Below are 13,140 nucleotides of genomic sequence, written 5' to 3'. Positions count from 1 at the left end.
CCGAGGGGGGGATCCTCAGATGCACAAAACCGTCAAGAAAAAATGATCTCGGGGCGGACCGGAAATGTCCTAGCGCGTTTCGGAAAATGCGGGATGCGCCGAGTCTTCGTGCATCCGGAAATAATCACGATCCGTTAGATTGACTGTATTCTACTCAGTGGAATACATTCACTCGCGTCGTTGGGAGCTGCCCCGAACGGGGCGGAGGGGAAACCTTGCAGCGGATCTCGGACGACGCGCTCGATCGTCTCGAACGCGAACACGAACAAGGCATCACGTCGGCCGAGATCCTCGACATCTTCGCCGCCCACGAAATCAAATTCAGTGAGGCCACGCTTCGAAAATACGTACAGCTCGGCCTCCTGCCCCGGAGCGTCCGGGTGGGCAAAAAGGGCAAGCACCAGGGCTCGCAAGGGCTCTACCCGGCGACGGTGGTCAGGCAGATCCAGCGCATCAAGGAGATGATGGCGCAGGACTACACGATCGAGGAGATCCAGCGGGAGTTCCTCTTCGTGCGGGGCGATATCGAGGAGCTCGAGCGGACGATTGGCAAGGTATTCGATGCGCTTCGTGACGCAGCGAAAGAACGACGAAGCGAGACGAGCGACCGAGCCATTCATCAGGAGCTCTCCATGGCGGAGAGGCTCGCCAAGGACCTCGTGGCCAAGCTCTCGGCGATCGAAGAGCGATTGATGGCCCAGGCCCGGCTCTCGCGAAGAGCAGCGGCAGCAGGCTCCTGAGGATCGAAAAAGAAATTTTCCGGCGGTGTCGCGGGTGACGCCCCGGGGCTGATTTCAAGTCGATGAAGGACGGCTGGACCGTCCTCCATCGATGAAGACGAAAACGTAATCGACAGGGAGCAGGACCCCTGCACTCGTCCGGACCGGTCTCCGAACGGGCAGGGGGACGTGCGCGCGCAGTACGGAAGGACCAGCGGGAGGCAGCGCATGGCAACGATGGGTGATGGCGAGCTCGGCGGTTTCAGTGAGCTCGAGGGAGACATGGACGGCGGCATGAACGACGCGCAGACGAGGGAGACCGGGGACGAGAACCTCGTCGAGGGCGCGCTCGCCCGAAAGGCAGCCCCCGCGACATCCGCGACAGCAATCACGCGCGAGCAGAGGCGCTCGCGTCGGAAGCGTGAGGTCCGCGCCCGCACGATCAGCGTCAAGCGCATGACCAAGCGGGAGCTCGAGATCGGGCGGATGCTCTATCCCGAGATGGACTACTGGAAGCCCCGCACGCGCGCCGAGTGCGTCGACGGTCCGCGGCCTTGCCCGTACGTGTCGTGCAAGCACCACCTCTTCCTCGACGTGTCGGCGAGGACGGGCGCGATCAAGCTGAACTTCCCGGACCTCGAAGCCTGGGAGATGAGCGAGAGCTGCGCGCTCGACGTGGCCGATCGCGGCGGGACGACGCTGGAAGACGTGGGCGCGATCATGAACCTGACGCGCGAGCGCATCCGCCAGGTCGAGGTGAAGGCGCTCGCGAAGTTGCAAGCGCTGCGCGACATGATGGGGCTGCGCGACTACGTCGACGAGGGGCCCGTCGGGAAGCGCCGTCTGCCGGTGCTCGCGCAGAGCGACGATGAGGACATCGACGAGGAAGAGCGCGACGAGGACGACGAGGACGACGAGGACGACGACGATATCGATGATGCGGACGCCGAGGCGGAAGCCGAGGCGAAGGCGGACGCGGAAGAGCCGCAGATCCTCGAGGAGTCGGACGATCTGTTCTGAGGGAGCGGCTTCCTCACCCCCGGCCCCTCTCCCTCGCGGGAGAGGGGCGTCGAGCGTGGTGAGGTTCGAGCGCGTTTCGAGCGAATTTCGAGCCTTCAGGGATCCGGGTGCGCCTCGACGACGAGCAGCGCGCTTTCGGCGAGCGACGTCGCGAGGAATGCGGTGATCGCCTGGGCCGTGGGCGTCTCGCGGGGCGTCTGGCTGCGGCCGGACCAGAGATGAATGAGGCGGCGGCGCGGGTCGGCGCGTGACTCGGTGTCACGTCTCGACGCGAGCGACGCAGCGCGGCTGAACTCCGGCGCGCCAAGGCCCGAGCGCGAGAGCCGGCCGAGGAGCGCGCGGACGTCGTTCACCGCAGAGGTGAGCAGATCCGAAGGCGCGCGGACGTCGACGACGAGCGCGGCAGCTTGCGTCGTGCCGACGATGCGCGCGGTGGCGCGGACGCCACCCGAGGGCGGGAGCGCGGCTTCGAGGAGGCCACCTTCGCCGCCAAGCGCGAGCGCGACGAAGAGCGCGAGGTCGTGACCCGGTGCGCCGACTGCCGGCATGGGCGCCGCGATGAGCGCTTGCGCGAGGCCGGCATCCCGCGCAAGGCGCGCGGTGAGCGGGCCGGTGCGCGACGCGCCGCGCGTCGGCGTCGGGCACGCGCGCGCAGGCGGGTGCGGGACGAGCCATCGATCGACGGCTTGCGCGACCTCGGTGGCCTGCGCGGCGTCCGCGTTCGCGAGGACCGCGAGGCGGAGTGGTCCTTCGAGGAGCGTGCGGAGGTGGAGGCGCGTGCCTTCGAGGCCCGCGCCGGAGACGCGCGTGTAGATGCCGAGCGGATCGAGCCACGAAGGATGTTCGGGCACGAGCGCAGAGGCGAGCGCTTCGAAGGCGACGCCGCCGCGGCCGGTCGTGCGCTCGAGGTGCGCGAGGGCCGAGGTGCGCGCTTCGGTGAGCGTGATCGGCGTGAGCGCAGCCGGCGACAAGGCACGCGCGGCCGCGTCGCCGACACGTCGCGCGAGCTCGACGGGCGTCTCGTGTTCGTCACGCGGTGCGGCATGCGCGACGAGGCCAACTCCGTCCGGTCCGATCCACGGTTCGAGCGCGACGCCCGCGCTCGGCTCCCGCGAGGCCGACGCGGCGAGCATCGCGAGGGCCGTCACGCCCGCGTCGGTGGCACCTTCGTCGACGACGCCACAAGGGCTCGCGACGAGGGCCCAAAGCTCACCCTGGCCACGCTCGACGGCGGCGCGACGCTCGACGACAGGCTCGTTCGCCTTCGCCCACGCGTTGTCGAGCTCGGTGGCAAACGTGCGTCCGGCCGAACCAGGTGCCGGCGTGGCGCGCGGCGGCAAGGCGAGCGCGACGGCGACACGCGGCAGCGCGGCGGGGACGGGCGTCGTGAGATCCCACCAGGCGGCGCGGGACGCGGCGTCGCGCGGGTCGGCCGCGGAGAGGATCTGGCGCATCGCGACGGAGGCGTTCGTGGGGGCCGCGCTTTCGAGGCGGATCTCGTGACGCGCGATGGCAGCCGCGCGGGCAGCGGCGCGCTCGAGCGCCGTGGCATCGAGGCGCGTGTCGGGCTCGATCGTGACACTCACGCAGCCGCCGCGCGCACGCGCGACGCCGACGACCTCCACGGCGTGGAAGGCATCGGGCAAGCTGCCGAGCCGTGCATGCAGCGGCGATCTGGGGGCCGCGAGGCGCTCGGCGGTGGCGACCGCGCCGAGGGCATCGCCGAGCCGCACGGCGAGCGTGACCTGACCCCGCGGCGCGTTCTGCGGCAGCGCGACGTAACTCGCGACGGTGTCCGCGGTCGGGAAGGGATCGGCAGCGGGCTCGCCGACGGGCCATCCTTCGCTCGCCTCGAGCGCCTTCGCGACGAGCGCGCCGAACGACGCGGGGCCGACGGCGGCGATCGAGGCGCGGCCCGCGTGCAGGCCTTCGCGGCGTTGTCCTTCGAGCTCGCCGGCGAACGTGGGCGAGGCGGGATCGGGCATGGACTCGCTCGGGGAGAGGCCAAGGCGACCGGTGCACGCCGCGATCGCCGCGAGCTCGGGCGCGTCGAGCGGCGTCTTTCGCAAGGCCGCGAGGCGGCGCGTGACGAGGGGCGCCTCGGGGCCGTTCGCGACGACGGGCTCACGCATCGCGCGGACGAGCGCGGTGAAGAAGGGCGTGATGCGCGTGGTGTTGTCGACGAGCCACTCGACGCGGAAGCCGGTGCGATCGGCGCGCACGCGCGTCTCGAACCCCGCGGCCGCGAGGCGCGCTTCGACGAGCGCCGACAGTGCGGCCGCCGTGGCCGGGCCCGGATCGGTGGCGAACGCGACGGCGATGGCGGGCGTGGGATCCCCGTCGCGGTTCACGAGGGTGAGGCGCGGGCGTTCGTCGAGGGCATGGACCTCGATCCCCGCGATCGGCGTGCCTCCGGGCGCGGCGAGCACCGAAGGGCCACCCCGCGTGGAGGATGCATTCGCGCCGCTGCAAGAGGCGAGTGCGAGGGGCGCGGCGAGCGCGGCGATGTGTACGAACGTTCGCGACGGAGGCCGCCGCGGTGGGGTCTCGGGCGGGGTCTCGGGCGTCGTCATCATGGCCGGAGCTCGGCGGTCAGAGCTCGAAATCGGCCGCGGAGCGAGGCGCGATCTTGAAGCCGTAGAAGTAGGTGACGACGCCGGTGACGGACTTGAACTTCACGCCCTCGGCGAGGAGCGGGCCCTGGTTCTTGAGGTCGAAGAGCTCGTTCGAGATGCTGGGCACGTCGATCTGGCTGATGCCACCGCCGACGTCGATCGGCGCGGAGTAACGGCCGCTGCTCTCGTAGGCCTTGTCCGCGATCGTGACGTTCTCGATGCGCACGAGCATGCCGAGATACTGGCGCGCGCCCTCGTACGTTCTGAGGTCGGTGGTCGGGATCGTCTTCGCGGGGAGCGTCGAGCCGAGCTCGAAGCGGAAGGTCATGGTGCCGCCGATTTCCGGCAAGGTGCGGCACTGCGGGAACGGGCCGCTCGTGGGGCCGGCGAACTCCATGAGGTTGCCGAGCACGTCGACGACGTCACCTTCGGCGAGGCGCAAATCCGGCGGGCTGAACGAGGGCGCGTAGACCGTCATGCCCGCGTAGGGGCCGATGGGATCGGCGCAGCCGTCTTGCACGTAGTAGTTGCCCGACGCGCCGTTCCCGGTCTCGTCGTAGCGATCGATGGCGACGATCCGCAGGCCCGAGAGGTTGACCGGTCGGTCGGGCGGGTAGCTGCACGATTTGCTCATCGCCTGGGTGGGATCGACCCAGGTCGGCTTTGCGACGACGTCAGACAGTCGGTCGCCTCCGCCGCAGGGATCGGCGGCAGGTTTGCTGGGCGGATCGCCCGTGCCGCCGTCGCCCGTGCCGCTGCAGGCCGAGGCGGCCAGGGCGACGAGGAGCGCGAACACGGAAGGTCGCGCGGCAACGCGGGTCGGGGCGCACATGGCGAAGCAGTCGCGAAAGAAGCGCATCTCCTGGCGGGGTCTTACCACGTCTCGGGCGATGCTTGGATCCAAAGGCCCGGGCAGCTCGTTCGTGTCGTTCTCGAAACCACGCCTGCCCCGAGGCGCGCGCGTTGCTATAGGGAGAACGTGCTCTCCGGTCGCGCGCTCGCTCTCGTGGTGCTTGCCTGGTCGCTGCTCAAGGTCCTCGTTGGGAGGCTGTTCGGGCGGAAGACGGGCCTTCCTCTGTTCCACGAGAACTACGACGCCGACGGTCTGCCAGCGCTCGATGCCGCAGAACGCGAGCGCATCGCGAGTTTTTCGCGGTGCATCGCATGTGGGCGTTGTGATGTGGGCGAGGCGGATCGCATCGCGGCCTCGGGTGGGGAGTACCCCGGGCTCATGACGATCGTGCTCTCGTCGTCGCGCAGCATGCCGGACTACGACGCCGCGGCGCGTTCTCTCGCGCACGTGCCGATGGAGGTGCTCGCGGAGAAAGAAGAGATCTGCCCGACGCGCGTGCCCTTCGTCGAGCTCGCGCGGTTCGTGCGATCGAAGGCCGGCGTGAAGCAGCTCCTGACGCCGAGCGTCGTCGCCGCGGCCGTGGAAGAGGCGGGAGCGCAGGCTCCTGGCCAACGTGAGCACCCGCCGGCGACGGCCACCACGTAGGCGTCACCGCCGTCCAATTTGCTTGGAGCCCCCAGCATGTCGGGATAGACGGGACGTAGGGCCGCGCTTTCGGCGCGCCTCCCGAACATGCTGGTTCGACGTCTCTTTTCGGTGCTCGTTCTCGCGACGGTCCTCGGCCTGTCCACGGGTTGCGGCGGCGGCGCAGAAGCGACGGGGCGAGGCGCGGTCACGCCGGAGGCGACGTCTCCGGGCGCGGCTGGTGCGGGGGAGGTCGAGCGCGGCGGGGCGAGTTATTACTCGGACAAGCTCAAGGGACGGCCGACCGCGAGCGGAGAGCCGTACGAGCCGACCGAGATGACGGCGGCGCACAAGACGCTGCCGTTCGGCACGATCGTGCGGGTCGAGCGCGAGGGGCGTTCGATCGAGGTGCGCATCAACGATCGAGGTCCCCACGTGCGAGGGCGGATCATCGATCTGTCACGGCGCGCAGCCGAGGCGCTGGGCATCGTGCGGATGGGCGTCGCCGACGTGGTGCTGCGCGTCGTGTCGATGCCGCCGAAGAAATCAGCGAAGAAGAAGCGTCGCTGACACAGCGCTCGACCCTTGCATCGACCGCATCGCGGTCGATGCACCCGAGGTCCAGGGCTTGCCCTGGTCCGGGTCCAGGGGCGGACAGCCCCGGGGTTTGGGGCGCAGCTCGGCGTGCCGAGCTACGCCCCATCGTTGAACAGACGGGGCCCGGGGTGAAACCCCGGCGCTACGCTGCCCCGAAAGCCCCCTCTCACACGAGCCGAAGACGCGGGCCGGTGGAGAACGCAGCGATGTGACCGCTCTCTTCGACGACGTAGACGTCGCAACGCTCGTCCACGCGGAAGAGGTCGGGCACGAGGTCGGCGGGGACGCGGCCGAGGAGCTTTCCATCCTGGGGGCGAACGACGAAGAGCTCGCTCTGCGGGACGAAGAGTGCGCCTGAGCGGAGCATCGGTTCGAGCCTGCGCGGCCTGTCGCCTTCGGCGCCGCCGAAGACGTGACGGTACCGCGTCGCGCCGTCCTTTGCGTCGATGGCGACGAGCTCGCCGCCCTCGCTGTTGAGGATGACGGTGCCGTCCACGACGAGGCACGAGGCGGCCGAGGCGCAGGCGACGATGTCGAAGCGCGGGGCGCCTGTGGCGCGATCGAAGCCGACGAGGCCTGTGCCGCGGCGCCCGTGCGTCTGGATGACGACGGTGTCGGGTGCGAGCAGCGGCGCGCCGAGCGGGCGCGTGTCTGCGGGCAGATCGATACTCCAGCGCGCGGCGCCGGACCAGGGGTCGATGTGGTGCAGACGGGCGCTGCCGCGATCGACGAAGGCGCCGTCGCCGCTCACGGCGAAGAGCGCGTCGTGATCGACGGTCACGTGCGAGGCGAAGCGACGACGATCGCAGAACCGCCAGACGACCTCGCCTGTGAGCACGTCGAGCGCGACGAGCGCGGACTCGCCCGAGGCGACGACGAGCAGCTTGCCTGCGCGCCGCAGCCGGAACATGCCGCTCCTCCGCGACGCGTAGCGCCACCGCACTTCGCCGCCGTGGAGATCGATCGCGGCGAGGTGGCGCGCGCCTTCGCTCACGACGAGCATGCGCGGCAGGCCCGGTGTGCTCACGACGACGCCCGAGGTGCTCGCGCCGGCGCGTGGCGTGAGGCTCGTGGTCCAGAGGACGTCGCCCGTCTGCAGGTCATGCAGGTGGAGCGCGCCTTCCGCCTCCATGCGCGCGAGGCCGAGCGGCGTCATCACGCTCGCGGCGCGCGGCACGGGCCGCGTCCATGCGAGCTCGCCGGTGCGACGATCGATGCAGGAGAGCTCGCGCGTGGCGCCGACGACGAGTGCGTCGCCGCAGAGGAACGTGGCGCGCAGGTCGATCGAGGGGATCGCGGCGAACCAGCGCGGCGTGTAGCGCAGACGGCTCGACGCGAGCGTCTCGTCCTCTTGTTGCGGCTGCGGCGGCTGACGGAGGGACGCGGCGAAGGCGCGGTAACCCTCGGGCGCGTCGTTGATCTTCGAGTCGTCGCGCGTGAGGTCGCGCATCCGCTCGCCGAGCTCGCGCACCTTCGTGCGGAACGCGGAGAGACGGAGGTTCTGCGCTTGTGCGCGGTTGCGGCGCACGACGCTTCGCGCGAGGGCGCGACCGAAGGCGACGACGCTCTGCACGAGCGCGCCCACGTCGACGGCCGGGAACGTCCACACGTGGCCCCGCTCGTCGGTACCGCGGCGCGGCATGCCGATCGTGAGCGAGGCGTGGCCTTCGCCTTGGATGCGCACGGCGCAGACGGCGCCGCCGATGGTGAGGCGACGGTAGTAGGGCCGGCCGAGCGCCCACGCGGAGAGCGCTTCGAGCGTGATCTCCACGAGCTGCTCCGCGAAGAGGAAGACGAACACGTCGGGCAACTCGCGCGCGTGCTCGCCCACGATGACGCGCAGCTTGCCTCGGAAGAGGAGCGCGAAGAGATCGGCGCGCTGCACGGCCGTCTCCGCCGCTGCCGAGGGTGCGGGCGTGCGCATGAGAATGTCGGCCGCGATCGTGATCGGCACGTCGCCCGTGGGCTCGACCGCGACGACGGCGGGCTCGGCGAGGTCCTCGCCTGCGCCGAAGGGTGAGCTTGCGGCGAGGTGCTCACGTGCGGCTGCGACACGCGCGGCTTCTCCGTAGAGCTGGGACCTCGGAGCTTCGCCGCCGTCGAGGGACGCGAGCGAGGCGATGGCGCTTTGCTCCGAAGGGCGCGCGAGCGCGTCGAGGGCGCCGAGGATCCGCGTGGAGAGCGCGTCGCCGTCGACGCGTCGCTCGTGGATCGCCACCTCGGGCTTCGAGCTCGTCTGCGCGAGCGAGACGAGCACGTCTCGCCCGGCGCGTTCGAGGCCGAGCTCCCAGGGCTCGCCGCCGAGGCTCACGCGGATGGCGACGCGACGCCTCCGGAAAGCGCAGAGGTCCGCGACCGTGTAAGCGAGGTCGATCACGAGCGCAGTCGCGTCGCGCTCGGGAAGGACGGTGGCGTCGGGGGCGCGATCGAGCACGAGGTCGAAGAGCGCGCGCAGCGCCGGGCCGTCGACCGAGGAGGTCGAGGCAGGCTGGATCTCGGGGCGTCGGGCAACGAGAGTAAGGCCGGTCATCCGTGGGCCGAATGCTAAAGAGGCTTCTGTCGCTTCCTAAGTTTTGTGCATCGATCGTCGCGGAGTGGACAAACCGATGGAGTGTCGCTAGGAGCCCGTCCGTGCCGGTTTTTTGGCCGCGCGCCCTCGGAATTTCCGCGCTCGGCGCGGCCCTCGCGCTCGCGCCGGCGCTCTACTTGTTCGGCTTCACCGTCGACGACGCGCTCATCCCTGCGCGCTACGCGACCCACATCGCGCGTGGCCTCGGCTACCGCTGGAACGTCCACGGTCCCATCACAGACGCTGTCACGCCGCTCGGATTTCCGTACCTGCTCGCGCCCTTCGCCGCGGGGGGACCACTCGACGCGCTCGCGACGGCAAAGGTCCTCGGGCTGCTCGTATGGACAGCGGCGGCGGCGATGCTCGCGGTCACGATCGATCGTGCGTCTTCGTCGCGCGCTCGCTGGTCCGCGCTCGTGATGTTGCCTGCATCGGCGCCGCTCGCGGCGTGGAGCGTTGCGGGGCTCGAAACGGGCTTCGCAACCGCGCTCGTGTCGATCGCGGTGTGCCTCGTTGCGCTCGGGCGTCCGAAAGCAGGCGTGGTTCCGCTCGGGCTCGCGGCGGCGCTTCGGCCGGAGCTCTTGCCGTTCGGGCTCGTCGTCGCGATCACGCCGCCGCCGGGGGAGTCGATGCGCCTCGGACGCGCGGAGGTGGTTCGTGCGGCCCTCGCCGCGGCGCCCTTTTTCCTCGTCGTCGCGATCCGCCTCGCCGTGTTCGGTCGTCCGACGCCGCTCGCGGTGCTCGCCAAGCCCTCGGATCCATGGCTCGGGGCGAAGTACGCGCTCGCGTGTTTCCTGCTCACGGGTCCGCTCGCGCTCGTCGCGCCGCGTGCGCTCCTTCGATCGACGGCGTTCGTGCGTGGCCTCGTGCTCGCAGTCGCCGTTCACTTCGCTGCGGTCGCGGTCGCGGGCGGCGACTGGATGCCGCTCTCGCGCCTCGTCGTCCCCGTGCTCCCCGCGGTGATCCTCGCGGCTGCGCACCTCGGCTCCGTCGCGGACGCGCGCGTGACGGTGGCGCGTGTCGCGCTTGCGCTCGCGGGCGAGCTCTTCGTCATGATCAAGATCGGCCCCGTGGCTGCGCGTGTCGGCGCGGCTCGGGCCGCGCTCGTGCGCGAGCTCGGTCCTGCGCTCGAAGGCGCCCGCGTCGTGGCTTCGCTCGACGCAGGCTGGGTCGGCGCGGCGACCGAGGCGAGCATCGTCGATCTCGCGGGCCTGACGGATCCGGCGATCGGTGCCTTGCCGGGCGGGCACACGACGAAGCGGATCGCGCCGGCGATGCTCGACGCCCGCGGCGTGGACACGCTCGTCCTCCTGCTTGCGCCGGGCGCGCGTGTCGAGACGCCGTGGACGGCTTCGATCTTCGATCGCGGCGTCGAGGCGCGGATCGCGCGTTTTCCGGACATGGCCGCAAGCTTCGTGGTGAGCGCGGAGAGCCGCGTGCCCGGCTTGCCGTACCTGGTGCTGCGGCGACGGGCCGACGCGGCGAGGGACGTCACGGGCGAAGCCCCTTGATCCGAAGCCGCGGCCGGCCTTTGATGCAGCCATGGCGCGGCTCGTCGAAAGCCTGTCGAACTTCTTCGGACGGGTCGAAATCCTGGCGCGTGGCCTCGAAAACGAGCGCCGCGCCGCAGAGCTCGCGCTCGCGCGGGGTCGCCCGCTCGAAGCGCGGGATCTCGCACGGACCATCCTCGCGAGCGTGCCCGGCTCACCGCTCGGGCTCGCGTTGTGGGCGGATGCTGCCGAGGATGCGGGCCTCGATCACGAGGCGGCCGAAGCGCTCGCCGAGCTCGCCACGCTCGTCCCCTGGCGCGCCGACGTGTGGCTGCGGCTCGGTCAGGCACGGGCGCGCATGGGTGACGTGCGCGCGGCCGAGGCACTCGAGCGCGCCGCCGATGCGCCCGAGGTGCGTGACGCCGCGCGGCTCGCGCTCCTCGACCTTTGTGACCGTGACCTATGGGCCGGAGATCCGGCGCGGGCCGGCCGCTGGCTCGATCGCATTGGCACGTCGCTCGCGGTCGCCGCGACGACCGGGACCGAGCTGCCTGCGGCGCCCGATCGCGAGGTCGCGTTGCGGCGCGCGGAGTGCGCGCTCGCGCTTGGCGACATGGCTGCGACTGCGCGGTACGCGCCCGTCGTGGATCCCGAGCGGCTCGACGGTCGCGGCGCGCTCGTCCGCGCGCGGCTCGCGTTTGCGCAGGGACAGTGGTCACCCGCGCTCGACCTCGGCCTGCGCGCCTGCATCCTCGACGCGCCGGGCTCCGCGGAGCTGCTCTCCGCGCTCATCGCAGGCTGCCGCGATGCCTTGCTCGTCGATCGCGCGCGCCGCGTGGTGACGGCCGCTGGCCTCATCGAGGAGCCTGCGTGGGCCGCGGCGTTTGCGTTCGCCGAGGGCCGCCGCGCCGACGCGCGGGCCGCGCTCTCGCGGGGCCTGACTGCCGGGCACGCGGGCGCCGCTGCGGCGCTGCTCCGGCTCGCCACCGAGACGCGGGATCTCGACGCCCTGCACACGCTCGCCGCGCGGGATCCGGGCCGCCTGCCCGAGGACCTGCGCACGCTGCGCGAGGGCGCCGTGCTCGCGGCCGAGGGACGTCATCGCGCGGCGCTCGCCAAGCTCGAACGTGTCTCGGGCGAAGCTGCCGCGTGGTCGGCCGAGATCGCGAGCGGGATCATCCGGAGCTGGGTCCCCGATGAGGGCATCGCCTCGTGGCCCGATCTGCTCGACGAGCTTGGCCGCTCCGCGCGTGCGCTCGAACGGCTCGACGTCGTCACGGGCGTCGAGGCGATCGCCGTCGAGCGCGAGCGCCCGCTGCGCGTCGCGGTGGTGGGCGAGTTCAACGCTGGCAAGAGCACGTTCCTGAACGCGCTGCTCGGCGAGGACGTCGCGCCGACGGGCGTCTTGCCGACGACCGCGACGATGCACTGGGTCGCGTGGGCGCCGGATCCGTTCGCGCGCATCGTGGTGCGCGGGGCGCCTGATCGCGTCGTGCCGCACGTTGGTTTGAAGGCCGCCTTGAAGAGCCTCGCCGCGAGCGGCGAGCGGGTCGAGAGGGTCTTCATCTACGCGCCGATCGAGCGGCTCAAGCGCGTGGAGATCCTCGACACGCCGGGCTTCAACGCGCCCGATCCCGATCACATCGCCGCAGCGCGGCAGGCCTTCGACGAAGCGCACGTCGCCGTGTGGCTCCTCGACGCGAGCGGACCGATGAAGGAGAGTGAGCGGCGCGTGCTCTCCGAGATCAAAGGCCTCGGCGTGCCCGTGCAGATCCTCGTCAACAAGGCCGATCGCCTCTCGCCCGACGAGCTCGCGCGTGTGCTCGTGCATGTGCAGACGAGCCTCCAGGAGACGGGGATCGGCTCCTACGCGCCGCCGCTCGCGTTCTCGGCGCGGCTGTCCTTGAAGGGCAAGCTCGGCGACGCGGACGCGCTCGAAGCTTCGGGGTGGGCGGGCGTCGAGGCGCTCTTCGCCGAGCGGATCGTCGATCGATCGGCAGAGCTGCGCGAGCGAGCCCTCCGCCGCAGGGCGCTGCGCATCGCGCGCGAGCTCGCGTCCGTCGCGTCGGCGCGCGCCGCGGAGGATCGCGCGAAGATCGAGGAGGCGCGCGCGACGCACGAGGTGCTCCTCGCGTCCGCGGCCAAGCTTCGGCACGATCGACGCAACCTTGTGGCCTCGATCGAGAAGGCCCTCGAGCCCGCGCGGCGCATGCTCGCGGCGGATCTACGCCCGCTCGGCGATCTCACGGACGAGCGAAAACGCACCGATCCGGGACTCGAGGCATATGTCGAAGAGCGCTTCGTTTCCAGGCTCACGGACCCCTTGGTGCACGAGATCGCGCAGCATGCCGGCGTCGCAGCGCCGCCCGCGGCTGCGGCCTCCGTGCGCGCTGCGCTCATGGGTGCGGTGGCGGCGCTGGAGGGGCTTGCGGAGCGCGCCGATCGGCCGCTCGGGCGTGTGATCGAAGCCGCGATCGTGGCCTTCGCAGCGGCGCTCGTGGCTGCGACGGAGGTGGGCCCGCCCGCGGCGCCGTTCGCGCTCATCGAGCAACGCGCGGCGATGATGGAGCGCGCGCTCTCCGCAAAGACGTGAGCGGCCCGGCCCGGAAAAACGATCCGAGGCCCACGGGCCGCGCATTTCGTGCTCCCCGCG

At 71.2% G+C, this 13,140-nt stretch carries 9 protein-coding genes; 6 read left to right on the top strand and 3 right to left on the bottom strand.

The features are described from left to right. Window positions 1–215: 215 nt before the first annotated feature. Together POL67_RS28295 and POL67_RS28290 are read left to right on the top strand one after the other, a co-directional pair. Complete coding sequence (locus POL67_RS28295) at window positions 216–740, top strand: MerR family transcriptional regulator (RefSeq protein WP_271922583.1); 525 nt, start codon at window positions 216–218, stop codon at window positions 738–740. Between the two features lie 207 nt (window positions 741–947). Beyond that, entirely contained in the window at window positions 948–1,739 is a 792-nt protein-coding gene (locus tag POL67_RS28290) for a sigma factor-like helix-turn-helix DNA-binding protein (protein WP_271922581.1), read from the top strand. A 95-nt stretch (window positions 1,740–1,834) separates the two neighbouring features. Here the strand turns inward: POL67_RS28290 and POL67_RS28285 are convergent, their stop codons facing one another. Continuing rightward, on the bottom strand, window positions 1,835–4,315 hold the full coding sequence (locus tag POL67_RS28285) for a hypothetical protein (protein ID WP_271922579.1): 2,481 nt from the start codon (window positions 4,313–4,315) through the stop codon (window positions 1,835–1,837). Window positions 4,316–4,331: 16 nt separating this feature from the next. Then, window positions 4,332–5,186, bottom strand: coding sequence for a hypothetical protein (locus POL67_RS28280; RefSeq protein ID WP_271922577.1), 855 nt, complete (start codon window positions 5,184–5,186; stop codon window positions 4,332–4,334). A 147-nt stretch (window positions 5,187–5,333) separates the two neighbouring features. On the opposite strand from POL67_RS28280, the gene POL67_RS28275 reads away from it, so the two are divergent. Both POL67_RS28275 and POL67_RS28270 read left to right on the top strand, forming a co-directional pair. Then, complete coding sequence (locus POL67_RS28275) at window positions 5,334–5,852, top strand: hypothetical protein (protein WP_271922575.1); 519 nt, start codon at window positions 5,334–5,336, stop codon at window positions 5,850–5,852. An 87-nt stretch (window positions 5,853–5,939) separates the two neighbouring features. Beyond that, window positions 5,940–6,401 (top strand): septal ring lytic transglycosylase RlpA family protein, encoded by a 462-nt coding sequence (locus POL67_RS28270; RefSeq protein WP_271922573.1) that lies wholly within the window; start codon window positions 5,940–5,942, stop codon window positions 6,399–6,401. A gap of 193 nt (window positions 6,402–6,594) precedes the next feature. Here the strand turns inward: POL67_RS28270 and POL67_RS28265 are convergent, their stop codons facing one another. Beyond that, window positions 6,595–8,958, bottom strand: a complete 2,364-nt coding sequence (locus POL67_RS28265; RefSeq protein WP_271922571.1) for a PQQ-binding-like beta-propeller repeat protein — start codon at window positions 8,956–8,958, stop codon at window positions 6,595–6,597. Between the two features lie 101 nt (window positions 8,959–9,059). On the opposite strand from POL67_RS28265, the gene POL67_RS28260 reads away from it, so the two are divergent. Together POL67_RS28260 and POL67_RS28255 are read left to right on the top strand one after the other, a co-directional pair. After that, window positions 9,060–10,508, top strand: coding sequence for a hypothetical protein (locus POL67_RS28260; RefSeq protein ID WP_271922568.1), 1,449 nt, complete (start codon window positions 9,060–9,062; stop codon window positions 10,506–10,508). A 31-nt stretch (window positions 10,509–10,539) separates the two neighbouring features. Beyond that, window positions 10,540–13,080, top strand: a complete 2,541-nt coding sequence (locus tag POL67_RS28255) for a dynamin family protein (protein ID WP_271922567.1) — start codon at window positions 10,540–10,542, stop codon at window positions 13,078–13,080. Window positions 13,081–13,140 lie beyond the last annotated feature (60 nt).

The organism is Polyangium mundeleinium (assembly GCF_028369105.1).
Classification (GTDB): Bacteria; Myxococcota_A; Polyangia; order Polyangiales; family Polyangiaceae; genus Polyangium; species Polyangium mundeleinium.
This window is presented reverse-complemented; position numbering and strand designations above follow the sequence as displayed.

Coding starts and splice junctions, on each gene's coding strand:
- POL67_RS28290 (WP_271922581.1), top strand. CDS start 948: ATGGCAACGATGGGTGATGGCGAGCTCGGCGGTTTCAGTGAGCTCGAG.
- POL67_RS28285 (WP_271922579.1), bottom strand. CDS start 4,315: ATGATGACGACGCCCGAGACCCCGCCCGAGACCCCACCGCGGCGGCCT.
- POL67_RS28280 (WP_271922577.1), bottom strand. CDS start 5,186: ATGTGCGCCCCGACCCGCGTTGCCGCGCGACCTTCCGTGTTCGCGCTC.
- POL67_RS28270 (WP_271922573.1), top strand. CDS start 5,940: ATGCTGGTTCGACGTCTCTTTTCGGTGCTCGTTCTCGCGACGGTCCTC.
- POL67_RS28265 (WP_271922571.1), bottom strand. CDS start 8,958: ATGACCGGCCTTACTCTCGTTGCCCGACGCCCCGAGATCCAGCCTGCC.
- POL67_RS28255 (WP_271922567.1), top strand. CDS start 10,540: ATGGCGCGGCTCGTCGAAAGCCTGTCGAACTTCTTCGGACGGGTCGAA.